At 59.5% G+C, this 21,841-nt stretch carries 29 protein-coding genes, 1 tRNA gene and 2 pseudogenes; 21 read left to right on the forward strand and 11 right to left on the reverse strand.

The genetic code is table 11. The annotated features are described in order from the left end of the window. The first annotated feature begins 43 nt into the window (after positions 1-43). The 6 genes from PSAKL28_RS09930 to PSAKL28_RS09955 are packed head-to-tail and all read left to right on the forward strand — an operon-like array spanning position 44 to position 5,984. Complete coding sequence (locus PSAKL28_RS09930; RefSeq protein ID WP_038609593.1) at positions 44-1,594, forward strand: sugar ABC transporter ATP-binding protein; 1,551 nt, start codon at positions 44-46, stop codon at positions 1,592-1,594. After that, positions 1,591-2,583, forward strand: a complete 993-nt coding sequence (locus tag PSAKL28_RS09935; RefSeq protein WP_038609596.1) for an ABC transporter permease — start codon at positions 1,591-1,593, stop codon at positions 2,581-2,583. The genes PSAKL28_RS09930 and PSAKL28_RS09935 overlap by 4 nt, the downstream gene beginning before the upstream one ends. Positions 2,584-2,586: 3 nt before the next feature. Next, the gene (locus PSAKL28_RS09940; protein ID WP_038609599.1) at positions 2,587-3,609 is read left to right on the forward strand and encodes a LacI family DNA-binding transcriptional regulator; all 1,023 of its coding nucleotides are present in this window, start codon (positions 2,587-2,589) and stop codon (positions 3,607-3,609) included. 13 nt (positions 3,610-3,622) lie between these two features. After that, the gene (gene rbsK / locus PSAKL28_RS09945) at positions 3,623-4,531 is read left to right on the forward strand and encodes a ribokinase (RefSeq protein ID WP_038609602.1); all 909 of its coding nucleotides are present in this window, start codon (positions 3,623-3,625) and stop codon (positions 4,529-4,531) included. Beyond that, positions 4,528-4,932, forward strand: coding sequence for a D-ribose pyranase (gene rbsD, locus PSAKL28_RS09950; RefSeq protein ID WP_038609605.1), 405 nt, complete (start codon positions 4,528-4,530; stop codon positions 4,930-4,932). The genes rbsK and rbsD overlap by 4 nt, the downstream gene beginning before the upstream one ends. Before the next feature lie 26 nt (positions 4,933-4,958). Beyond that, on the forward strand, positions 4,959-5,984 hold the full coding sequence (locus PSAKL28_RS09955; RefSeq protein WP_038609608.1) for a nucleoside hydrolase: 1,026 nt from the start codon (positions 4,959-4,961) through the stop codon (positions 5,982-5,984). On the opposite strand, the gene PSAKL28_RS09960 is transcribed toward PSAKL28_RS09955, so the two are convergent. Continuing rightward, on the reverse strand, positions 5,956-6,162 hold the full coding sequence (locus tag PSAKL28_RS09960; protein ID WP_038609611.1) for a hypothetical protein: 207 nt from the start codon (positions 6,160-6,162) through the stop codon (positions 5,956-5,958). The two genes, PSAKL28_RS09955 and PSAKL28_RS09960, sit on opposite strands and share 29 nt — an antisense overlap. A 190-nt stretch (positions 6,163-6,352) precedes the next feature. Between PSAKL28_RS09960 and PSAKL28_RS09965 the strand changes: the two genes are divergently transcribed. Beyond that, complete coding sequence (locus PSAKL28_RS09965; RefSeq protein ID WP_038609614.1) at positions 6,353-6,655, forward strand: hypothetical protein; 303 nt, start codon at positions 6,353-6,355, stop codon at positions 6,653-6,655. A gap of 145 nt (positions 6,656-6,800) precedes the next feature. Next, positions 6,801-7,112, forward strand: coding sequence for an I78 family peptidase inhibitor (locus PSAKL28_RS09970; RefSeq protein ID WP_038609616.1), 312 nt, complete (start codon positions 6,801-6,803; stop codon positions 7,110-7,112). Between the two features lie 184 nt (positions 7,113-7,296). Here PSAKL28_RS09970 and PSAKL28_RS09975 read toward each other — a convergent pair whose 3' ends face one another. Together PSAKL28_RS09975 and PSAKL28_RS09980 are read right to left on the reverse strand one after the other, a co-directional pair. Beyond that, on the reverse strand, positions 7,297-7,509 hold the full coding sequence (locus PSAKL28_RS09975) for a cold-shock protein (protein WP_007956027.1): 213 nt from the start codon (positions 7,507-7,509) through the stop codon (positions 7,297-7,299). A 160-nt stretch (positions 7,510-7,669) separates the two neighbouring features. Continuing rightward, positions 7,670-7,969, reverse strand: coding sequence for a hypothetical protein (locus tag PSAKL28_RS09980; protein ID WP_038609621.1), 300 nt, complete (start codon positions 7,967-7,969; stop codon positions 7,670-7,672). 318 nt (positions 7,970-8,287) lie between these two features. Here PSAKL28_RS09980 and thrS point away from each other — a divergent pair, with 318 nt between their 5' ends. The 9 genes from thrS (at position 8,288) to PSAKL28_RS10025 (ending at position 15,759) form a co-directional block, all read left to right on the forward strand. Continuing rightward, on the forward strand, positions 8,288-10,210 hold the full coding sequence (gene thrS, locus PSAKL28_RS09985) for a threonine--tRNA ligase (protein WP_038609624.1): 1,923 nt from the start codon (positions 8,288-8,290) through the stop codon (positions 10,208-10,210). Next, positions 10,210-10,761 carry a translation initiation factor IF-3 gene (infC, locus tag PSAKL28_RS09990; protein WP_174446961.1) on the forward strand — a complete coding sequence of 184 codons (552 nt, stop codon included), beginning with the start codon at positions 10,210-10,212 and terminating at the stop codon, positions 10,759-10,761. The genes thrS and infC overlap by 1 nt, the downstream gene beginning before the upstream one ends. Before the next feature lie 60 nt (positions 10,762-10,821). After that, positions 10,822-11,016, forward strand: coding sequence for a 50S ribosomal protein L35 (gene rpmI, locus PSAKL28_RS09995; RefSeq protein WP_027620572.1), 195 nt, complete (start codon positions 10,822-10,824; stop codon positions 11,014-11,016). Between the two features lie 29 nt (positions 11,017-11,045). Then, the gene (rplT, locus tag PSAKL28_RS10000; protein ID WP_010222414.1) at positions 11,046-11,402 is read left to right on the forward strand and encodes a 50S ribosomal protein L20; all 357 of its coding nucleotides are present in this window, start codon (positions 11,046-11,048) and stop codon (positions 11,400-11,402) included. Between the two features lie 102 nt (positions 11,403-11,504). After that, positions 11,505-12,521, forward strand: coding sequence for a phenylalanine--tRNA ligase subunit alpha (gene pheS, locus PSAKL28_RS10005; protein WP_038609632.1), 1,017 nt, complete (start codon positions 11,505-11,507; stop codon positions 12,519-12,521). 36 nt (positions 12,522-12,557) lie between these two features. Beyond that, entirely contained in the window at positions 12,558-14,933 is a 2,376-nt protein-coding gene (pheT, locus tag PSAKL28_RS10010) for a phenylalanine--tRNA ligase subunit beta (protein WP_038609635.1), read from the forward strand. Between the two features lie 3 nt (positions 14,934-14,936). Further along, positions 14,937-15,239: an integration host factor subunit alpha gene (gene ihfA, locus PSAKL28_RS10015; protein WP_002553164.1), complete on the forward strand. Its 303-nt coding sequence runs from the start codon at positions 14,937-14,939 to the stop codon at positions 15,237-15,239. Next, positions 15,220-15,576, forward strand: a complete 357-nt coding sequence (locus PSAKL28_RS10020) for a MerR family transcriptional regulator (protein WP_010222411.1) — start codon at positions 15,220-15,222, stop codon at positions 15,574-15,576. Before ihfA ends, PSAKL28_RS10020 begins: the two co-directional genes overlap by 20 nt. 106 nt (positions 15,577-15,682) lie before the next feature. Beyond that, positions 15,683-15,759: transfer RNA gene (locus PSAKL28_RS10025), tRNA-Pro, on the forward strand. Positions 15,760-15,828: 69 nt separating this feature from the next. Here PSAKL28_RS10025 and PSAKL28_RS10030 read toward each other — a convergent pair. The 5 genes from PSAKL28_RS10030 to PSAKL28_RS10045 are packed head-to-tail and all read right to left on the reverse strand — an operon-like array spanning position 15,829 to position 18,403. After that, on the reverse strand, positions 15,829-16,992 hold the full coding sequence (locus tag PSAKL28_RS10030) for a tyrosine-type recombinase/integrase (protein ID WP_257011898.1): 1,164 nt from the start codon (positions 16,990-16,992) through the stop codon (positions 15,829-15,831). Further along, a complete protein-coding gene (locus tag PSAKL28_RS28110) occupies positions 16,878-17,279 on the reverse strand; it encodes a hypothetical protein (RefSeq protein ID WP_257011875.1) in 402 nt (133 codons plus the stop codon). Before PSAKL28_RS28110 ends, PSAKL28_RS10030 begins: the two co-directional genes overlap by 115 nt. Positions 17,280-17,325: 46 nt before the next feature. Next, positions 17,326-17,685 carry a DUF5406 family protein gene (locus tag PSAKL28_RS10035; protein ID WP_051939243.1) on the reverse strand — a complete coding sequence of 120 codons (360 nt, stop codon included), beginning with the start codon at positions 17,683-17,685 and terminating at the stop codon, positions 17,326-17,328. Between the two features lie 52 nt (positions 17,686-17,737). Next, positions 17,738-18,049 carry a hypothetical protein gene (locus PSAKL28_RS10040; protein WP_051939245.1) on the reverse strand — a complete coding sequence of 104 codons (312 nt, stop codon included), beginning with the start codon at positions 18,047-18,049 and terminating at the stop codon, positions 17,738-17,740. Positions 18,050-18,109: 60 nt separating this feature from the next. Then, positions 18,110-18,403: a hypothetical protein gene (locus PSAKL28_RS10045; protein WP_257011876.1), complete on the reverse strand. Its 294-nt coding sequence runs from the start codon at positions 18,401-18,403 to the stop codon at positions 18,110-18,112. Between PSAKL28_RS10045 and PSAKL28_RS26805 the strand changes: the two are divergent. Beyond that, positions 18,365-18,667, forward strand: a pseudogene (locus PSAKL28_RS26805) (glycoside hydrolase family 19 protein); the annotation flags it as partial. The gene PSAKL28_RS10045 and the pseudogene PSAKL28_RS26805 sit on opposite strands and share 39 nt — an antisense overlap. Then, positions 18,612-19,037: a hypothetical protein gene (locus tag PSAKL28_RS10055; RefSeq protein ID WP_257011877.1), complete on the forward strand. Its 426-nt coding sequence runs from the start codon at positions 18,612-18,614 to the stop codon at positions 19,035-19,037. The pseudogene PSAKL28_RS26805 and the gene PSAKL28_RS10055, both read left to right, overlap by 56 nt. A 355-nt stretch (positions 19,038-19,392) precedes the next feature. Here the strand turns inward: PSAKL28_RS10055 and PSAKL28_RS10065 are convergent, their stop codons facing one another. After that, complete coding sequence (locus PSAKL28_RS10065) at positions 19,393-20,004, reverse strand: hypothetical protein (protein WP_038609641.1); 612 nt, start codon at positions 20,002-20,004, stop codon at positions 19,393-19,395. A 53-nt stretch (positions 20,005-20,057) separates the two neighbouring features. Between PSAKL28_RS10065 and PSAKL28_RS26810 the strand changes: the two are divergent. Next, positions 20,058-20,222: pseudogene (locus tag PSAKL28_RS26810) on the forward strand (DUF2514 family protein); the annotation flags it as partial. Positions 20,223-20,235: 13 nt separating this feature from the next. Next, a complete protein-coding gene (locus PSAKL28_RS10070) occupies positions 20,236-20,445 on the forward strand; it encodes a hypothetical protein (protein ID WP_038609644.1) in 210 nt (69 codons plus the stop codon). A gap of 28 nt (positions 20,446-20,473) precedes the next feature. On the opposite strand, the gene PSAKL28_RS28115 is transcribed toward PSAKL28_RS10070, so the two are convergent. Together PSAKL28_RS28115 and PSAKL28_RS26820 are read right to left on the reverse strand one after the other, a co-directional pair. After that, entirely contained in the window at positions 20,474-21,439 is a 966-nt protein-coding gene (locus tag PSAKL28_RS28115; protein ID WP_084589079.1) for a fimbrial protein, read from the reverse strand. Beyond that, positions 21,436-21,753, reverse strand: coding sequence for a hypothetical protein (locus tag PSAKL28_RS26820; RefSeq protein WP_038609647.1), 318 nt, complete (start codon positions 21,751-21,753; stop codon positions 21,436-21,438). The genes PSAKL28_RS28115 and PSAKL28_RS26820 overlap by 4 nt, the downstream gene beginning before the upstream one ends. Positions 21,754-21,841: the final 88 nt, after the last annotated feature.

Consider the following 21,841-nt stretch of genomic DNA (forward strand, 5'->3'; position numbering starts at 1 on the left):
ATGGCGTGCGCCTGCCCGACGGCGGGCGCCAGGAGATCAAGCAATGTCAGCGACTGCGGATGTCGTGCTTTCAGTCAGTGCAATCGGCAAAACCTACGCCCAGCCGGTGCTCGGTGATATCGAGCTGAGTCTGTATCGCGGCGAAGTATTGGCCCTCACCGGCGAGAACGGTGCGGGCAAGAGTACCCTGTCGAAAATCATCGGCGGCCTCGAGCTGCCGACCACCGGGCAGATGCACTATCAGGGGCAGACTTACCAGCCCGGCAGCCGTGCCGCCGCCGAGCGCCTTGGCGTGCGCATGGTCATGCAGGAGCTCAACCTGCTGCCGACCCTGACGGTGGCCGAGAACCTGTTTCTCGACAACCTGCCCAGCCGTGGCGGCTGGATCAGTCGCAAGCGCTTGCGTGAGCAAGCCCGGGCCGCCATGGCTCAGGTCGGTCTCGACGCTATCGACCCGGACACCCCGGTCGGCGAGCTGGGCATCGGCCATCAACAGATGGTGGAAATTGCCCGCAACCTGATCGGCGACTGCCATGTGCTGATTTTCGATGAACCCACGGCCATGCTCACCGCGCGCGAGGTCGAGTTGCTGTTCACCCAGATCGAACGCCTGCAGCAGCGTGGGGTGGCCATCGTCTACATCTCTCACCGCCTGGAAGAGCTCAAGCGCATCGCCCAGCGCATCGCCGTGCTGCGCGATGGCAAGCTGGTGTGCGTCGAGCCCATGGCGCGCTACAGCAGCGCAGAGCTGGTCAACCTCATGGTCGGCCGCGAACTGGCCGAGCACATTGACCTGGGCCAGCGCCAGATCGGCGCGCCGATTCTCAAGGTCAATGGCCTGAGCCGCGCCGACAAGGTGCGTGACGTTTCTTTCGAAGTGCGCAGCGGCGAAATTTTCGGCATCTCCGGGCTGATCGGTGCCGGTCGCACCGAACTGCTGCGTTTGATCTACGGTGCCGATCGCGCCGACAGCGGCACTATCGAGCTGGGCCAGCCATTGCGCCCGGTGCAGATCGACTCCCCTGTAGCCGCAGTGCGCGAAGGCATCGCCCTGATCACCGAAGACCGCAAGGGCGAAGGCCTGCTGCTGTCGCAATCAATCAGCGCCAACATCGCCCTGGGTAACCTGCCGGCGATTTCCCGTGCTGGCGTGCTCGACGGTAATGCCGAACGTGAATTGGCCCAACGCCAGATCAGCGCCATGCGCATTCGCAGTTCCAGTCCCGATCAGGTGGTTGGCGAGCTGTCCGGTGGCAATCAGCAGAAGGTGGTCATCGGCCGCTGGCTGGAGCGCGATTGTACGGTGCTGCTGTTCGACGAACCGACCCGTGGCATCGACGTCGGCGCCAAGTTCGACATCTACGGCCTGCTCGCCGAACTCGCGCGCCAGGGCAAGGCGCTGGTGGTGGTCTCCAGTGACCTGCGCGAACTGATGTTGATTTGTGACCGCATCGCTGTACTCAGCGCCGGACACCTGATCGACACCTTCGAGCGCGAACATTGGACCCAGGATCAGCTACTGGCCGCAGCCTTTGCCGGCTATCAGAAACGTGACGCGTTGCTGCATGAAGCGGCGCCCAGGATGACCCCATGAAAACCACTCCAGTGGACACCGCTGCCCCCGGCGCCAAGCGCAACAGCAGCTATTACGGCCTGGGTACCTACCTGGGCCTGGCGGGCGCCTTGCTGGCAATGATCGTGCTGTTTTCCTTTCTCAGCAGTCATTTCCTCTCTTACGGCACCTTCAGCACCCTGGCCAACCAGATCCCCGACCTGATGGTCCTGGCGGTCGGCATGACCTTCGTCTTGATCATCGGCGGCATCGACCTCTCGGTCGGTTCGGTGCTGGCCCTGGCGGCCTCGGCGGTCAGTGTGGCGATGCTCGGCTGGGGCTGGAGCGTGTTGCCAGCTGCATTGCTCGGCATGGGCGTGGCGGCGCTGGCCGGGAGCATCACCGGTTCGATCACCGTGGCCTGGCGGATTCCATCGTTCATCGTCTCTCTCGGCGTGCTGGAAATGGCCCGAGGCCTGGCTTACCAACTGACCGACTCGCGCACTGCCTACATCGGCGACGCCTTTGCCTGGCTCTCCAATCCGCTGGCATTTGGCGTATCGCCATCGTTCATCATCGCCTTGCTGGTGATCATCCTTGCCCAACTGGTGCTGACCCGCACGGTGTTCGGCCGCTATCTGATCGGCATCGGCACCAATGAAGAAGCGGTGCGCCTGGCCGGTATCGACCCGCGTCCGTACAAGATTCTGGTGTTCTCGCTGATGGGGCTGCTGGCCGGCCTTGCCGCACTGTTCCAGATTTCCCGCCTGGAAGCCGCCGACCCCAATGCCGGCTCCGGCCTTGAACTGCAAGTCATCGCTGCCGTGGTTATCGGCGGCACCAGCCTGATGGGCGGGCGCGGTTCGGTGATCAGCACCTTCTTCGGTGTACTGATCATCTCCGTGCTGGCCGCAGGCCTGGCCCAGATCGGCGCATCAGAGCCGACCAAACGCATTATCACCGGGGCGGTCATTGTGATCGCCGTGGTCCTCGACACCTACCGTAGCCGACGTTCAAATCGGCGGAACTGACCCATGGCAACTATCAAAGATGTCGCGGCACTGGCGGGGATTTCCTACACCACCGTGTCCCATGTACTGAACAAGACCCGACCGGTCAGCGAGCCGGTGCGCCTGAAAGTCGAGGCGGCCATCGCTGAGCTCGACTACGTGCCCAGCGCCGTCGCCCGCTCACTCAAGGCGCGTAGCACCGCCACCATTGGCCTGCTGGTGCCCAACAGCGTCAACCCGTACTTCGCCGAGCTGGCCCGCGGCATCGAGGATGCCTGCGAACGCAACGGCTACTGCGTGATCCTGTGCAACTCCGACGACAACCCGCAAAAGCAGCGCAGCTACCTGCGCGTGCTGCTGGAAAAACGCATCGACGGCTTGATCGTCGCCTCGGTGGGTGAAGACAGCGACCTGCAAGGCAGCCTGGCCAATGTGCGTACACCGATGGTGATCGTTGACCGCGCCCTGGAAGGGGTTGAAGCCGATCTGGTCAGCATCGACCACGAGCAGGGTGCATACCTGGCGACCCGGCATTTGCTCGAATTGGGCCATCGTGAAATCGCCTGCATCGGTGGCCCGGCCAGCACCAGCACCGCGCAATTGCGTCTGGCCGGCTTCCGGCGTGCCTTGGCTGAAGCCGGGGTTGCGGTTGCCGACGAGCACATCGTCAACAGCGATTTCACCAGTCTGGGTGGTTATGCCGCCGCCGCGCAGTTGCTCGACGGCCAGCGGCCGACGGCGATTTTCGCCGGTAACGACATGATCGGCATCGGCGTGCTGCGCGCCGCCGCCGAGCGCAACATCTGCGTACCCGGCGAGCTGTCGGTGATCGGCTTCGACGACATCCAGCTCAGCCGCTACGTATTCCCGGCACTGACCACAGTCGGCCAGTCGATTCGCGAACTGGGCGAGAGCGCTGCCGCCCTGTTGCTGTCGCGTATTGCCCAACCGCTGCGCGGCGCGCCGGAGCAGCGCATCGTCGCACCGAAGATCGTGCTGCGTGAGTCCACCGCACCGCGTCCAGACCTCTTCAATGAATACCGCTGAGAACAGAACAGTCATGCACGCCAAGGTAGTAGTGGTAGGTAGCCTCAACATGGACCTGGTAGCCCGCGCCCAGCGGCTGCCGCGTGCCGGCGAGACCCTGGCAGGCGAGTCGTTTGCCACCGTGCCGGGCGGCAAGGGCGCCAACCAGGCGGTGGCCGCGGCGCGCCTGGGGGCGGCGGTGGCGATGATCGGCAACGTCGGCGACGATGCCTACGGTCAACAGCTGCGCCAGGCCTTGCTCGACGAGCAGATCGACTGCCAGGGCGTAGCGGTGTGTGCAGGCGTATCGAGCGGCCTGGCGCTGATCGTGGTCGACGCCAGCAGCCAGAATTCCATCGTCATCATCCCGGGTGGCAACGGCCAGCTGATGCCTGAGTCGGTGCAAGCCTTCGATGCCTTGCTGCAAGGCGCCGAAGTGATCATCTGCCAGCTGGAAGTACCTGCGCAGACCGTGGCCTACACCCTGGAACGTGGCCGTGCCTTGGGCAAAACGGTGATTCTCAACCCGGCGCCCTGCACGGGGCCTTTGCCGTTGAACTGGTACGGCGCAATCGACTACCTGATCCCCAACGAAAGCGAAGCACAGGCGCTGACCGGGTTGCCGGTGACTGACCTTGCCAGCGCCGAAGCCGCCGCCAGTCACTTGCGCAGCCACGGAGTGAAAAGCGTCATCGTCACCCTCGGCGCCCAGGGGGCTTTGTTCGCCAATGCCCAGGGCTTCAAACACTTCCCGGCGCCCGTGGTGCAGCCGCTGGACACCACCGCGGCGGGCGACACCTTTGTCGGTGGCTTTGCCGCTGCGCTGGCACGCGGGGCGGAGGAGGGCGAGGCGATTGCTTTCGGGCAGCGCGCTGCGGCCCTGTCGGTCACGCGCGCCGGTGCGCAGCCTTCGATCCCTTACCTGGCCGAGTTGCAGCCATGAAAAAGACGCCCTTGCTCAACATTGCCCTGTCACGGGTCATCGCCTCGCTGGGGCATGGGGACATCCTGGTCATCGGCGACGCCGGTTTGCCGGTGCCGCCCGGCGTCGAGCTGATCGACCTGGCGCTGACTCCCGGGATACCTGACTTCGCCAGTGTGCTGCGCACTGTGCTGAGCGAGATGCAGGTAGAAAGCCACGTGCTCGCCGAGGAAATCTTCAAGGCCAATCCCCCCGGCCTGACCGCCATCGAGCAGTGCCATGCGCATGGCCAGCTCGGTGTCCGCAACCTGCTCAGCCATGCCGAGTTCAAACAGCTCAGCCGTGGCGCCCGCGCCGTGGTGCGCACGGGTGAATGCCAGCCCTACAGCAACATCGTCTTGATCGCTGGCGTTACTTTCTAGAAGCTTGCCTCACAAGGACCTGTTTGATGATTGAATGGATTCAACCTGCCAAACGTTTGCTCCAAGGAGTACTGCTGATGTCCCTGCTGTCGGCAGGTGCCGCCCAGGCCGCACCGATCGATCTGATTATCGACACCGACCCCGGTGCCGACGACGTGGTGGCCTTGCTGCTGGCCATGGCTTCGCCCGATGAACTGAAGATTCGCGCCATCACCACCGTGGCCGGCAACGTGCGCCTGGACAAGACCTCGCGCAATGCCCGGCTGGCCAGGGAGTGGGGTGGGCGCGAGGACATTCCGGTGTATGCCGGTGCGCCCAAGCCGTTGCTGCGCACGCCGATCTACGCGGCGAACATTCATGGCGAGGAGGGCTTGCCCGGTGTTCCGGTGCATGAGCCCAAGGCAGGTCTGGCCAAAGGCAATGCCGTTCAGTACCTGATCGACACCCTGGGCAAGGCCGAGCCGCACAGCATCACGGTAGCCATGCTAGGCCCGCAGACCAACCTGGCTCTGGCGCTGATCCAGGCGCCGGAAATCACCAAGGGCATCAAGGAAGTGGTGGTGATGGGCGGCGCGCACTTCAACGGTGGCAACATCACCCCGGTGGCCGAGTTCAACCTGTTCGCCGACCCGGAGGCCGCCGAAGTGGTGCTCAGCAGCGGGGTCAAACTGACTTACCTGCCGCTGGACGTCACTCACAAAGTGCTGACCAGCGACGCGCGCCTCACCCAGCTGACAGCAGTGAACAACCAGGCCAGCAAGCTGGTGGTGGATATCCTCAATGCCTACATCAAGACCGACATGGACCATTACGGCATGCCCGGAGGCCCGGTGCATGACGCCAGCGTGATCGCCTACCTGCTCAAGCCTGAGCTGTTCAAGGGGCGGCAGATTTATATGCAGGTAGACAGCCGCGAAGGCCCGACCTACGGCCAGACCATTGCCGATTGGTACAACACCCTGGAGCAGCCGAGCAACGTGATGTGGGTCGACAGTGGTGATGCCCAGGGCTTTTTTGACCTGCTCAGTACGCGGCTTGCGCGTCTGAAGTAGCGTGCGCATAGCGCTCAAAGACCTGATCGACGAAGCTGCGCGCAGCCTCGTTGCCCAGGTCTTTGACCAGCAGGTCAACAGCAATCAGCATCAATTCTTCGGCGCTGGCCGGGCTGTAGGCGCTCTGGCCCTCGGGCCATTTGACCTTGATGTCGGCATCGATGATGTGGCTTGTCATAAGCGGTTCCGGAAAAACTGCGCGCACTGTGGGTTCAAATGCCGGGCCCTGGCGTTTGAAAGGGGAGGCTTGATTGCGCTCCGCCGTAGGCTGCAGTAAATCATGCCGATGCCTGCCAAGGCACTGCGACTTAGGCATAAGCGCGGGGGTCGTGGCAAACTAACGGTTTCCAGCTAGTCGGAACAGCGCTGTGCAGATCGATTTGAACAACCCCGAACAGTTCACCCTTGAGGCCGTGCGCAGCATGCTTGGCGCTGGCAGCAATGCGGTGCACAACCAGCTGCGGGTCAACCGTAGCGGTGTTGCCTGGCTGTCACAGGTGGTCGGTGGTCGCGAACTGGAGGGCCTGGCCTTTCGTCTGGAAACCTGGGCGGCTGGCTCCGGCTGCGTCGGTGAACAGGCCGCGGCGGACGAGCGCTGGGTGTTGCAGGTGTTCAACGTGTTACAGGCCAACTGGCCGAAACCCACGAGCGATTACATCGACTTGTACTGAGTTGCGACGGCGTTTGTGCAAAATCCCGTGACGATTGCGCTTGTACCTGAGTGCGCTGGCTCAGGCAGACTTGACGGGTTTTGAAACAAAAAACCAGCGAGACTGTCAGATAGGCAGCAGTATTTCCGTATTTAAAGGAGGATTCATGTTCCGTGCATCATTGATGAGCCTGTTGGCGGTTGCCGTTCTGGCCGGTTGCAGCAGCACTGGCGGTTCGTCGTCGAAGGCGCCAGAGGCTGCGGCGAACAACGATGGCCGTTGCGAGGCGCGTGGCGCTGAGTTCGCCGTCGGCAAGCAGGCCACCCCGGCGTTGGTCGAGCAGGCGCGCAAAGCCAGCGGCTCGCAAATGGCGCATGCCCTTGGGCCGCGTGATGTCATGACAATGGATTACCGCTCCGAGCGCTTGAACCTGCACACCGATGCCCAGGGCGTGGTCACCAGCGTCAACTGCGGCTGAAACCCCGGTGGGAGAGGGCTTACTGTGGGAGCGGGCTTGCCCCGCGATACGATTCGCCTGAAAAAATGCAATCGCGGGGCAAGCCCGCTCCCACCGCTCCTGGCCTGGCTCGATGCTCCTGTGGGGCAAAAAGCAGGCACAAAAAAACCCGCCACAAGGACGGGTTTTTTTATTCGGTCAGAGCTTACTCTGGACGAACTTGTGCAGCCTGCATGCCCTTCTGGCCTTTTTCGGCAACGAAGGAGACAGTCTGGCCTTCCTTCAGGCTTTTGAAACCGTCGGTTTCGATAGCCTTGAAGTGAACGAACAGGTCGTCGCCGCCACCTTGTGGAGTGATGAAGCCGAAGCCTTTCTCATCGTTGAACCATTTTACGGTGCCGGTTTGGCGATTAGACATGGGTGTATCTCCAAGAAACATGATTTTCAGTAGTGCGGTGTTGCCGAGGCCAACAGGGTGCACGCCGACCATCATAGTCTAATTATGGGCTTGTAGCCCCTTTTACCTTCGCAGATTGCTGATCTGGAGCAAAATAGCGATGGATTACCTGGCCAAAGGCCTATTTTTTCGGGGCGCAGGCAGCTGCGACCTGTTTTCGCGTGTTCTCCATCAGCGTCGCATTTACGCCATCCTGCAGGGTGTCGAGGTCCTTGATCTGCTCATCGCTGAGGTTTTTTTCCAGCACCTTGGCGGCGCAGCTGCAGTGCGCTTCGGCTTTGTCCTTGGTCACGCCTTGCTGCTTCTGCGCCTGAGCCACGCAGGTCGCCTGGTAGTCGGCGGGCAGCTTGCCGGCAGTGGCGCTCAGCGGCAACAGCAGGGCAGAGGTGGCCGCCAGGGCCAGAAGTGACTGAACTCGCATAACCAAACACTCCTTGGGTTGGGTCTTTCAAGAGTAGGACGCTTCACAAGCTCTGAGCGGAAAATTTCCGTTCAAGTTCCCCGCAATCGCCGCAAAGCTTTGTGCTAGCATGCTCAGCTCGGAAACGCGCCAGCACCTGCTGTAGCGCAGCTCCCAACTTTTTTATTCCAGTCACTCTGGTTCGTTCCCTGGCAGGCTTTCGGGCTTCTGCCACTGTGAGGCAGGCTTTGCTTGTGCAAAGACAGGGGCGGATCGCGTACTGGCTCATCCCAACCCACGTGACCTTTGGTAGGGGTCACCACTAGGAGAGGAGGCGCCATGCCCATTATTACTCTTCCCGATGGCAGTCAACGTTCTTTCGACAAGGCCGTATCCGTAGCCGAAGTCGCCGCATCCATTGGTGCCGGCCTGGCTAAAGCCACCGTTGCCGGTAAAGTCGACGGCAAGCTGGTCGACGCTTGCGACCTGATCGAACACGACGCCAAACTGCAAATCATCACGCCCAAGGACGAAGAGGGGCTGGAGATCATCCGTCACTCGTGCGCCCACCTGGTCGGCCACGCGGTCAAGCAGCTGTACCCGACCGCGAAAATGGTCATCGGTCCGGTCATCGACGAAGGCTTCTATTACGACATCGCCTACGAGCGTCCTTTCACGCCTGACGACATGGCTGCCATCGAGCAGCGCATGCAGCAGCTGATCGACACCGATTACGACGTCATCAAAAAAGTCACTCCGCGCGCCGAAGTGATCGAAGTGTTCAAGGCCCGCGGCGAAGACTACAAGCTGCGCCTGGTCGAGGACATGCCGGATGAACAGGCCATGGGCCTGTACTACCACGAAGAATACGTCGACATGTGCCGCGGTCCGCACGTGCCGAACACCCGTTTCCTGAAATCGTTCAAGCTGACCAAGCTGTCCGGCGCCTACTGGCGCGGCGATGCCAAGAACGAGCAGCTGCAGCGCGTCTACGGCACCGCCTGGGCCGACAAGAAGCAGCTGGCTGCCTACATTCAGCGCATCGAAGAAGCGGAAAAACGCGATCACCGTAAAATCGGCAAGCGCCTGGGCCTGTTCCACCTCCAGGAAGAAGCGCCGGGCATGGTGTTCTGGCACCCGAACGGCTGGACCCTGTACCAGGTACTGGAACAGTACATGCGCAAGGTTCAGCGCGAGAACGGCTACCTGGAGATCAAGACTCCGCAGGTTGTTGACCGTTCGCTGTGGGAAAAGTCTGGCCACTGGGCCAACTACGCCGACAACATGTTCACCACCCAGTCGGAAAACCGCGACTACGCCATCAAGCCAATGAACTGCCCTTGCCACGTGCAGGTGTTCAACCAGGGCCTGAAGAGCTACCGCGAGCTGCCGCTGCGTCTGGCCGAGTTCGGTGCCTGCCACCGTAACGAGCCGTCCGGTGCCCTGCACGGGATCATGCGCGTGCGTGGCTTCACCCAGGACGACGCACACATCTTCTGCACCGAAGAGCAGATGCAGTCCGAATCCGCTGCGTTCATCAAGCTGACCATGGATGTCTACGCCGACTTCGGCTTTAAAGACATCGAAATGAAGCTGTCGACCCGCCCTGAGAAGCGCGTCGGTTCCGATGAGCTGTGGGATCGCGCCGAAGCAGCCCTGGCCGCCGCACTCGACAGCGCAGGCCTGCCGTACGACCTGCAGCCGGGCGAGGGCGCCTTCTACGGTCCGAAGATCGAGTTCTCGCTCAAGGATTGCCTGGGTCGTGTCTGGCAATGTGGTACCCTGCAGCTCGACTTCAACCTGCCGATCCGTCTCGGTGCCGAATTCGTCTCCGAAGACAACGGCCGCAAGCACCCTGTGATGCTGCACCGCGCGATCCTCGGATCGTTCGAGCGCTTCGTCGGAATTCTCATCGAGCACTACGAAGGTGCGTTCCCGGCTTGGCTTGCGCCAACCCAGGCGGTGATCATGAATATCACCGACAAACAGGCTGAATTTGCTCAGCAAGTGGAAAAAACTCTGGCCGAAAGCGGTTTCCGTGCCAAGTCCGACTTGAGAAATGAGAAAATTGGCTTTAAGATCCGCGAGCATACCTTGCTCAAGGTTCCTTATCTCCTGGTTATCGGGGATCGGGAAGTCGAAACGCAAACTGTCGCTGTGCGTACCCGTGAAGGTGCAGACCTGGGCTCGATGCCCGTCGCCCAGTTCACGGAGCTGCTCGCGCAAGCGGTTTCCCGGCGTGGTCGCCAAGATTCGGAGTAATTACTATTAAGCGTGATATGAGACAAGACAAACGAGCTGTACCGAAAGCCCCGATCAACGAGAATATCTCGGCACGTGAGGTTCGGTTAATTGGCGCTGACGGCGAGCAGTTAGGCATCGTCTCGATTGAAGAAGCGCTTCGTATCGCTGAAGAAGCGAAACTGGATCTGGTAGAAATTTCTGCTGACGCTGTACCCCCTGTCTGCAAAGTCCTCGACTACGGCAAGAGCCTGTTCGAGAAGAAAAAGCAGCAGGCTGCGGCGAAGAAGAACCAGAAGATCATCCAGATCAAAGAAATCAAGTTTCGTCCAGGGACGGAGGAAGGGGATTACCAGGTAAAACTACGCAACCTGGTACGTTTCCTTAGTGATGGGGACAAGACCAAGATCTCTCTGAGATTCCGTGGTCGTGAGATGGCCCACCAGGAGCTGGGTATGGAACTGTTGAAGCGGATCGAAGCTGATCTCGCCGAATACGGGACCGTCGAACAGCATCCGAAGATGGAAGGACGCCAGCTTTTGATGGTCATCGCCCCCAAGAAAAAGAAATAACCACCAGGGCACGGCAGGCCTTGCGGTTATGTTTATCAACTGAATGCGGAGTATCCGAACATGCCAAAAATGAAAACCAAAAGCGGTGCAGCCAAGCGTTTCTTGAAAACGGCTAACGGCATCAAGCACAAGCACGCTTTTAAGAGCCACATCCTGACCAAAATGTCGACCAAGCGTAAGCGTCAACTTCGCGGTAGCAGCCTGCTGCACGCGTCGGACGTTGCAAAAGTCGAGCGCATGCTGCGCCTTCGTTAATTTTTGGTTCTAGATAGAGGAAGTTACTCATGGCTCGTGTAAAGCGTGGCGTCATCGCTCGTAAGCGTCACAAGAAAATTCTGAAACTGGCTAAAGGTTACTACGGCGCACGCTCGCGCGTATTCCGTGTTGCCAAGCAAGCGGTCATCAAGGCAGGCCAATACGCCTACCGCGACCGTCGTCAGAAAAAACGTCAGTTCCGCGCTCTGTGGATCGCTCGTATCAACGCTGGTGCGCGTATCAACGGTCTGTCCTACAGCCGCCTGATCGCTGGCCTGAAAAAAGCGTCGATCGAAATCGACCGTAAGGTTCTGGCTGATCTGGCAGTGAACGAAAAAGCGGCGTTTGCTGCGATTGTCGAGAAAGCTAAAGCCTCGCTGGCTTAAGTACCCCGACAATCACCCGGCGTCATTTCCGGCGCCAGGTGTTAACGTCTTAATAGGGGAAGAGCCTGCGCTCTTCCCCTATTTTGTATCTGGAGTCTGTACATGGAAAACCTGGACGCGCTGGTCTCCCAAGCCCTGGAGGCCGTGGAACGCGCTGAAGACATCAATGCCCTGGAACAGATCCGGGTTCAATTCCTTGGCAAGAAAGGCGAACTGACCCAGGTGATGAAGACCCTGGGCAATATGCCTGCCGAAGAGCGGCCAAAAGTTGGCGCGCTGATCAACGACGCCAAGGAACGCGTCACCGAGGTGCTCAACGCGCGCAAGGCGGCTTTCGAAGAAGCCGAACTCAGCGCCCGTCTGGCCGCCGAGTGCATTGATGTGACCCTGCCGGGCCGTGGCCAGACCTCCGGTGGTCTGCATCCGATCACCCGCACCCTGGAGCGCATCGAGCAGTTCTTCACCCACATCGGCTACGGCATCGCCGAAGGCCCCGAGGTCGAAGACGACTACCACAACTTCGAAGCCCTCAACATTCCCGGCCACCACCCGGCCCGAGCAATGCATGACACCTTCTACTTCAATGCCAACATGCTGCTGCGCACCCACACCTCGCCGGTGCAGGTGCGGACCATGGAGTCCAGTCAGCCGCCAATCCGCATTGTCTGCCCGGGCCGCGTATACCGCTGCGACTCGGACCTGACCCACTCGCCGATGTTCCACCAGGTCGAAGGCCTGTTGATCGATCGCGACATCAATTTTGCCGACCTCAAAGGCACCATCGAAGAATTCCTGCGGGTGTTCTTCGAAAAGGAACTGGCGGTTCGCTTCCGTCCGTCCTTCTTCCCCTTCACCGAGCCATCGGCTGAAGTCGACATCCAGTGCGTGATCTGCTCCGGCAAAGGCTGCCGCGTGTGCAAGCAGACCGGCTGGCTGGAAGTCATGGGTTGCGGCATGGTTCACCCGAACGTGCTGCGCATGTCTGGCATCGATCCTGAAGAGTTCCAGGGCTTTGCCTTCGGCATGGGCGCCGAGCGCCTGGCCATGCTGCGTTACGGCGTCAACGATTTGCGCCTGTTCTTCGACAACGACTTGCGGTTCCTTGCGCAATTTCGCTAGGTCGCGCACCCGTAACGAATCTTTCAGGAGAGCAGGATGAAATTCAGTGAAAAATGGCTGCGCGGTTGGGTCAACCCGCAGGTATCCCGAGACGATCTGGTTGCCCGTCTTTCGATGGCCGGCCTTGAAGTCGACAGCGTCACCCCGGCTGCCGGTCAGTTCAGCGGCATCGTCGTCGGTGAGGTGCTGAGCACCGAACAGCACCCCGACGCCGACAAACTGCGCGTGTGCCAGGTCAGCAGCGGCAGCGAGACCTTCCAGGTAGTGTGCGGCGCGCCAAACGTGCGCCCTGGCCTGAAGATCCCGTTCGCCATGATCGGCGCCGAACTGCCGGGCGACTTCAAAATCAAGAAAGCCAAGCTGCGTGGCGTTGAGTCCAACGGCATGCTGTGCTCGGCGGCCGAGCTGCAGATCAGCGAAGAGAACGACGGCCTGCTGGAACTGGCGGCCGACGCCCCGGTTGGCGAAGACATTCGCGTGTACCTGGACCTGGACGACGCCAGCATCGAGATCGGCCTGACCCCGAACCGTGGCGACTGCCTGTCGGTTGCAGGCCTGGCGCGTGACGTCGGTGCCTTGTACGACGTACCGGTCACCCGCCTGAGCGTGCCGGCCGTTGCTGCCGCCCACGACGAAGTGCGTCCGGTTGAAGTACTGGCTCCAGCAGCCTGCCCACGCTACCTGGGCCGCGTTATCCGTAACGTCGACCTGTCGCGTCCGACTCCGCTGTGGATGGTCGAGCGCCTGCGTCGTTCCGACGTACGCAGCATCGACGCAGCCGTCGACATCACCAACTACGTGATGCTCGAACTGGGCCAGCCGATGCACGCCTTCGATCTCGCCGAGATCAACGGCGGCATCCGCGTGCGCATGGCCGAGGAGGGCGAGAAGCTCGTTCTGCTCGACGGTCAGGAAGTGGCGCTGCGTAGCGACACCCTGGTTATCGCCGACCACTCCCGCGCCCTGGCCATCGCCGGCGTCATGGGTGGCGAGCACAGCGGTGTTTCCGCCACCACTCGCGACATCTTCCTCGAAAGCGCCTTCTTCGAGCCGATTTCGGTTGCCGGCAAGGCGCGTTCCTATGGCCTGCACACCGATGCCTCGCACCGCTACGAGCGTGGTGTCGACTCGGAGCTGGCCCGCGAAGCCATCGAGCGTGCCACTGGCCTGCTGCTGGACATCGTCGGCGGCGAAGCCGGCCCGGTGATTGACGTCACCAGCGAAGCGCACCTACCGAAGGTTGCACCGGTCACCCTGCGTGCCGAGCGCCTGACCCAGATGCTGGGCATGGAAATGGCCAGCGCCGAAGTCGAGCAACTGCTCAACGGCCTGGGCCTGAAAACCACCGCTGGCGAAGGTCAGTGGCAGGTTGAAGTACCAAGCCATCGCTTCGACATCAGCCTGGAAGTCGACCTGATCGAAGAGCTGGCCCGCCTGTACGGCTACAACCGCTTGCCAGTGCGTTACCCGCAAGCGCGCCTGGCCCCGCAGGCCAAGGCCGAAGCCCGTGGCGAACTGCCGGCCCTGCGCCGTCTGCTGGTTGCCCGTGGCTACCAGGAAGCGATCACCTACAGCTTCATCGACCCGAAACTGTTCGAACTGTTCAGCCCAGGCGTCGAGCCGCTGCTGCTGGCCAACCCGATCTCCAGCGACATGGCGGCCATGCGTGCCTCCCTGTGGCCGGGCCTGGTCAAATCGCTGCAGCACAACCTCAACCGTCAGCAAGACCGCGTACGCATGTTCGAAAGCGGCCTGCGCTTCGTCGGCCAGCTGGGCGACCTCAAGCAAGAGCCAATGCTCGCCGGTGTCGTCTGCGGCAGCCGCCTGCCGGAAGGTTGGGCCAACGGCCGTGACACCATCGACTTCTTCGACGTGAAAGCCGACGTAGAAGCGGTGCTGGGCTTCTCCGGTTCGCTCGCCGAGTTCAGCTTCGTACCGGGCAAACACCCGGCGCTGCACCCGGGCCAAACCGCACGCATCGAGCGTAATGGTCGCGAAGTCGGCTACCTGGGTGCCATCCACCCGGAACTGGCCAAGACCCTCGGCCTCGATCGTCCGGTGTTCGTCTTTGAGCTGGTCCTGGGTGAAGTGGCCGATGGCCGCCTGCCGAAGTTCAGCGAACTGTCGAAATTCCCGGAAGTGCGTCGTGACCTGGCTTTGGTAGCAGGACGTGATGTTGCTTCGAGCTCGGTGCTTGAAGTAATTCGTGACAATGCAGGCGAATGGCTCACGGACCTCAGGCTGTTTGATGTTTATCAGGGTAAAGGCATTGATCCTGATAGAAAAAGCCTGGCCGTAGGCTTGACCTGGCAGCATCCGTCGCGCACTCTTAATGATGAAGAGGTGAATACCGCGACACAAAACATCCTCACCTCGCTCGAACAAAGGTTGAACACCACGTTAAGGAAATAGCGTATGGGTGCTCTGACGAAAGCTGAGATGGCCGAACGGCTGTACGAGGAGCTGGGCCTGAACAAACGTGAAGCCAAGGAATTGGTTGAACTGTTCTTTGAGGAAATCAGGCACGCTCTGGAAGACAACGAGCAGGTCAAATTGTCCGGATTCGGCAATTTTGACCTGCGTGACAAACGCCAGCGGCCGGGCCGCAACCCCAAGACAGGGGAAGAGATCCCGATCACGGCGCGTCGAGTCGTCACCTTTCGTCCAGGGCAGAAGTTGAAAGCCCGAGTTGAGGCCTATGCTGGAACCAAGTCATAACGACGAGCTTCCGCCGATTCCAGGCAAACGCTACTTCACCATTGGTGAAGTGAGCGAGCTTTGTGCGGTAAAACCGCACGTGCTCCGCTACTGGGAGCAGGAATTCCCGCAACTCAACCCGGTGAAGCGCCGCGGTAACCGGCGGTACTATCAGCGCCAGGACGTGCTGATGATCCGCCAGATCCGCGCGCTGCTGTACGACCAGGGCTTCACCATCGGCGGGGCGCGTTTGCGCCTCTCTGGCGATGAAGCCAAGGACGACACCACCCAGTACAAACAGCTGATCCGGCAGATGATTGTCGAGTTGGAAGATGTGTTGGTGGTGCTGAAGAAGTAGCCCGTATCGGGCCGGGAATTTTGGAAAAAATGCTTCCAAAATTCAAAAGGTTAGGGTACATTCTTCAACGTTCTCAGTAACTAGGGGAACAAGCTTCAAGCCCAGTCGGGGCGTAGCGCAGCCCGGTAGCGCACTTGCATGGGGTGCAAGGGGTCGAGTGTTCGAATCACTCCGTCCCGACCATTAAATTCAATGATCTAGCCACCTTAGGGTGGCTTTTTCATTTCTGCGTACGGGGACTTTTTCGGGACATCATCCGATTTTCCTCTTCAATATCGTCAACACCGGACCACGCGAGTCGGTTGTTGATACCATGTTCGCAGCCTCAATCAGCTTGCCCAGCTCAGCGCCGGAGTAATGACTGGTGATGCTGCCGTTCTTGTGTCCGAGCAGTGACTTCCGATCCTCTTCAGTTACTCCTGCGGCCCGCAGTCGGCGGCCGAAGGTGTGCTTCAAGTCGTGAATCCTGATCGAAGCGTACCCAGGGTGAGCGGGGCGAAGGTTTTCCTCCTGCCAGAGTTTCGCCGCTCTCACCCGCGCCTTCTTCCAGGCTGAATCGTTCATCCGATGCATTGCAGTGCCGTTGTAGGGGAAAACCCACTCCCGGCTGATACCGCGCTGCTTCTCAATGATCGACTTGGCCACGCTGTTCAATACCACCAGGCGCTCGTCGCCATTCTTTACGCCCGACCGGGCGTGCCTCCCGCCGAAGTCAGCGGGGATCAGGAATACACTGGTCCCAAGTTCCGGCACCGAAATCTCCCAATCCCATCGCAGTTTGCATACCTCCTGGTCGCGGCAGCCCGTGTTCACCTTGAACAAGGCCATCGTCTGCAAATGCCCAGGAAGCTCGTTGAACAGAATCGACTGCTCTTCCCATGACATCGGGTAGGGCTTGCGGCTCGACTTCTTTTCCTCAAGCTTCTTAAGCATCGGCACGCTATCCAGCCACGGCCGACGATCATCATCCCGCCACTTCCTCGCGCAGAGGGTCAGTACCCGCACCGCGCGCTCGATCGCAATGTTGATCGTCCGGTTGCTCACCGCCCTCTGTACGGTGCCATCCTCGAGCACTTTCTCTGTCTGCCGATCCCTGATGAAGGGCTCCAGCGCCTGGTCATCGATGTGAGTCAGTGGCAAGTGGCCCAGGTACGGGTGAAGCTGCTTCATGCACAGGGCGGTGAGGTGAATAGACGGCTGATCCTTGGATTCAAGGAGGTAGCGCATCGCGGCTTCCTCCCACGTCCTGATTTGTCGAACCCCGTACACCTTCTGCTGACGCAGCTTCTCCAGTTTGTGGATCAGGTATTGCTCTGCCTCTTCCCGGTCACCAGTTCCAGTACTCTCTCGAATTCGCTCCCCTTTATAGACTTTGTCGATTTGCCAGACACCACCTTTCTCGTAGAGGCCGGTGATCGTTTTTCGCGCCATGTATCATCTCCTCGGCGCTCGCTGCGGGGCCGATTGTTGTCCTGAATGGTGGCTTTTTCAATCGACTTCGCCGCGACGTAGGCGTCTGCCCACTCGTCAAGCTCAAGCCGGTCGAAGGCAACTCCCTGTTTTCCTATAGGGAATTCCTGCACGTTGGGTCGAACGGTTTTGTTGAATTCATCCCGGCACATGCCGAGATAACCAGGGGCGTCGCCGAACCGGATGAATCGCGGCGCGATGGCGGCAACCCTGGCGGCATTTGCGTTTGCCATGAGTGTTTGTCTCCACGCCGCGCATGGCGGCAGAGGTGGGGAGGGGTTAAGGCTTCGGCGAAATTGAAATGATTTCGGCGGCGATGAGCATGTGGCCCAGCCAGTCATCACCCGTAGCACAGTCCGGATCGTCATCGCCGCATTCGAGTGTTTGGCTTGGATCATCCGGATGCGCCATTAGAATCACGGCGTAGGTCTCGTCGCTGTTGTAGATGCCGCGTTGTTCGAGCTTTTCGTAGGCAGCCCCAACGGCGGCCGAAATGACTTCCAGCCCCGTGCAATTACCTCCGATTGAAACCTCAACCTGGGCGCGGTACTGCCACACTCCAAACGTGAGGCGAACAATCTGGGTGGCCATGTTCCCGCTGCAGATGAGGTTCGGGTCGTAATCCATGATTTCGGTCATGACTGGTCCTCGCCCGCCTACCGGCAGGCTTGAGTTGTTGTAGGGGGAGGGGTTACTGAATCTTGCCGGTGAGGCGTTCGCGCCAGGTAAGACGGCGGGGAAGGTGCTCGCGCTGATCGATTTCGACCACCACATAAGCGCTGCGGTCGAAAGGGGCGTCCCGCTGGTCGTTGAGCCAGCAGGCTTCCTTCTGGGCTTCGTCGTAATTGGTTGCCGATAGCTGGTGCACGTTGAAGCCTTTGCTGTGGACGTGCCAGCCGTGGATCACGACGATGAACCGCTGGCGCCGCTCCGGCTGCTCTTGCCTCGCGCTGTTCGTCAGCTCTCCCGGTTTAAGCACGCCACCTCCAACGTCGATCATCATGGCCTCGGCCCCTTCCAGATCATCCAGGCCATGTGGAGCGGGCGGCGATGGGTAGGAGGATCATGGCTGCGCCTCCTGGGTGGCCTTGATCAGCCGCCACTTCGTGTTGTTGGTCTGCTCTCGATCGGACTCGACCAACCCGTCACGCTGCATGCGTTCCAGCTCGCGGCGAATCTCTGGTGTGCCACTGACGCCGACTACGTGAAACTTGAACCACCAGGTGCAGAACCAGCCGCGTGTGCTTTGCTCGCTCCGCTGCATGTAGTCGATGATCTTCTCGCGCAAGGTCTTCACTTCGATCAGGTCAGTCAGCCGGGTGACGGCTGGCGGTACCGTGGGCGCGGCCTGATTCAACTCACTGGCCGGGCGAACTATGCCGCCGCCGGAGTCGGCCTGTCCCTGCCGCTGGAGGATCAGCCCGAAATGCTCGAGCAGCCGGAGTATGCCGCGATGTCTGCCGCCTGGTGGTGGTCCACCCACGGCCTGAATGAACTAGCCGACGCCGGTCGCTTCCAGGACGTCGGCAGTGTGATCAACACCGGAAAACCTGGGCGTGTGCCACATGGTGCCGCTGAGCGCAAAGCGCTGTACGACCGAGCGCTGGAGATTCTCGCGTGATCTCGGTAGCGGCCGGGCGCTGGCGTATCTGCTCGCGGCGCTGCTGCTGATCGGTCTGGGCGCCACCTTCGGCGTATGGCAGGCGGCCGAGCACTACCGCCCGCAGCTCGACGACGCCAATTCCCTTCTGGTCAGCTGCAAGGGCGCACAAGGCAACCTCGAGACCCTGACCACTGAGCAAGGCCTGAAACTCGGTGAGTTGGTTCTGGCCGGAAACGAGCGCCAGGTCAGGGTAGAGCAGGCGGTGAAGGAAGCAACTACTCAGGCACAGGATGATTTCGCCGCGGCGAACCGCCTGCAGCAGGAGCGCACCGGTGGCGACCAGTGCGCGGCAGCGGCCTCGATCATCGATAAGGAGCTGGGCTTATGATGCCGGTGGTGAACTTGCGCGCCCGTGGGAGCGGGGCGGACCGCTTGAGTGCTGCAGGGCACGTATCTCGTGGCTTTATCTGTGGGAGCGGGCTTGTGCTGATCGGCCTGCTGATCACTGGATGTGCTGGAAAGGTTGAGCCAGAGGTCCGCACCGTACGCGTCGAAGTGCCGGTGCAGGTGCCGTGCCGGGCTCCAGATATTGCGGTGCCGCCGTGGGCTGCAGCCGGATTGAAGAGGGGCGACAGCCTGGAAGTAAAGGTGAGGGCGCTGCTGGCGGAGCGCAGGCAGCGGATAGGGTATGAAAAGCTGTTGGAGACAGCGACTGCAGCGTGCCGTTAAAGGGCAAACGCTATTTAGATCTCCATTGTTGCCCAGTAATCAATGCTCTTGCTATCGACCTTTCTGGTAAGCCGGGCGTAGATATCTGATCTGATTCCGCCTTTCTCGCCCATTGACCGGGCATTGATAGCGTATTGCTGCAATGCAATTTTCATGAACCCGCACGAGCTTTTAGACTTGAGATGCATCAGGGTCTTGTGATCAGCAAAAGCCTCGGCGCCAACAAGGTCCAATGTCCGGCGAGCAGTGTTGAAATTTTTTTGCTTGTTGAAGTCAAGCGCATGCATCAGCTCATGATGCAGTGAGTTGTACCGCCACAGCCAGACGAGATCTTCGCGAGTGCCATCGGGAAGACAATTTTCGTTGATGAACACGGCGCTTCGGCCTTTCCCTCTCAAGAGGAAATTTATGGTCACGCCTCCGGCGTCTCCCCTGCCGTAACTTTCCACGTCTGCCGACTCGTCGTTGAAGTAGAGCTTTTCGTCGTATTCAACCTGGCAGAGGCCTAGCAGATCGGAGCATCCCCTCATCTGATCGGCTGGGACCAGATACACATCCTTAGTCAGGCTTTCGTATCGGCTGGCCAGCTCATGGTATGCGGTTTCAAAAACATCGACTCCGAGCATTATTTAACTCCCTGACGGCTGTGTATCCTTAAAAATGGCATTCTGCTTCTTGTACAGCTGTTTTCACCAGATTCACAGCAGCCGCTCGCGCCGCGATGATGCTCTCCGACTTGCTCTCACGGGCTGATGCTCGAGCGGGAGAGCTGGCGAAAGCGTATGACCGAGCCCGAATAGCCGGCTTGGCGTGCGAAGCGTCCTATACTGCTCTGGTCAAATAACCGGAGCAGCAGCGTGAAGAAGCCCCTGACGGGAGTAATCGAGGCCGGCGAGCCGCTGATTCAGCAGGCCATCAATGCTCAGCGGCGCTATCACGCAGCCCAGGACACCGGCCAGCCGGCGAAGGAAGTCGAGCGCCTGCGAGTTGAGGCTGAGTCGCTGTATCAGGCTGTCACCGAGTACCAGCTACGATCGCTTGGAGGTCCTGCGCGCTCGCTGCATTGAGCGTCCTGCACGTCTGGTGAGCGAGGGTTCATAGATAGCTCATAACGAATGACACCTCGCTGTTGGCCGTTCCAGGTCTTACCCCTAAATCAAACTTGCCTCCGCTGCTTGCTGGAAGTGTTCGATAATATCGTGCGCTCAGTGGTATCCGGAAATTTCCGCCTGTAGAGGTGTAGTCGCTGAATACGTGATCTTTGTTTAATTCCAGAGGGGTTTGATTGCCGTCTAGTATTTGTAGGGCAATGCCTTTTGCAGTTGAGGTCTTGTTTAGCTCGATGATGCCCTGGCCTGCATCCCAGGCTGGGGTGGTCGGATTTGGAGCTAAACTGTACATGACCTTATTTATTCCACTCGGGCAGTTGTTGAGTAGAATGTTGAATGCAGTTGCTTTCGAAGTGTCGCCGATGTCGGAAAAAACACCAAGATCATACTGTCCCATTTCAACTTTTATATCTGGGGTTTCGCAAGATTGAGCTACAATGGATACGCTTTTAGAAATCCGCATTGCAAGAGGCTGAATAGTACCCATCTGGTAGTATCCGATATCCCCCGCAGGGATGGTTATATTCCCCTTGAGAGGGGCTATCTTAAGTAGGCGTAGGCTATGAGTGGTGCCATTGAACCCGTATCCTCCAGGATTACGTGTGGCGCTACCAAATCCTTTCATGACTTCTTTCTCCTTCACCCATTGCCAGGCTAGGCCGCTATTGCTGATAGGGAATATATCTGAAGTGGGCGAACCTGTCCCTAAGTTATTTTTGACTCCAATGAGGAATATGTTTGTGCAAGCGAGAGAGCTGTTTCCATAAAATGTTACGGTGTTTGATTCGTAAATAGTCGTGTTATTTGGGGTGTCCCTGGGGATTGAAAGTGTTGGAGGTATATCAATAATTATAGGGTTTTGTTGGTGGGCTACATAATACTTGCAATTTGCCGAGGCATCCTGCCAGGCGCAAGCTAAAGTTGTAAGCAGAAGAAGTTTGTTTAGGGTCATTGGGTATGTGTTCCCTCAATAAATCCCCAGTGATAATTAAGGTTTTCAGATTTGAGTTCGCTGTAATACTGAGTGGTACAGGTGCCGTCGAGGTCAATCGGTTGCGAGGGTGCCACGCAACCAGAAAATGCAGCAAAAGAACTTGCAAGGAAGGATGGCTTTAACTTATCGTTGCTTGCTTGCTTGCTTGCTTGCTTGCTTGCTTGCTTGCTTGCTTGCTTGCTTGCTTGCTTGCTTGCTTGCTTGCTTGCTTGCTTGCTTGCTTGCTTGCTTGCTTGCTTGCTTCGCGTTAATTCCATTTTTTTGATCTTCATGGTTCATTGCTGATTCATGCTGGCTGAAGGGAATATCTGAAATTACCTTCTGCTCCATCCGTTCGGAATCAGACGATTCTTATTGTCG

The sequence above is a fragment of the Pseudomonas alkylphenolica genome, from assembly GCF_000746525.1.
Classification (GTDB): domain Bacteria; phylum Pseudomonadota; class Gammaproteobacteria; order Pseudomonadales; family Pseudomonadaceae; genus Aquipseudomonas; species Aquipseudomonas alkylphenolica.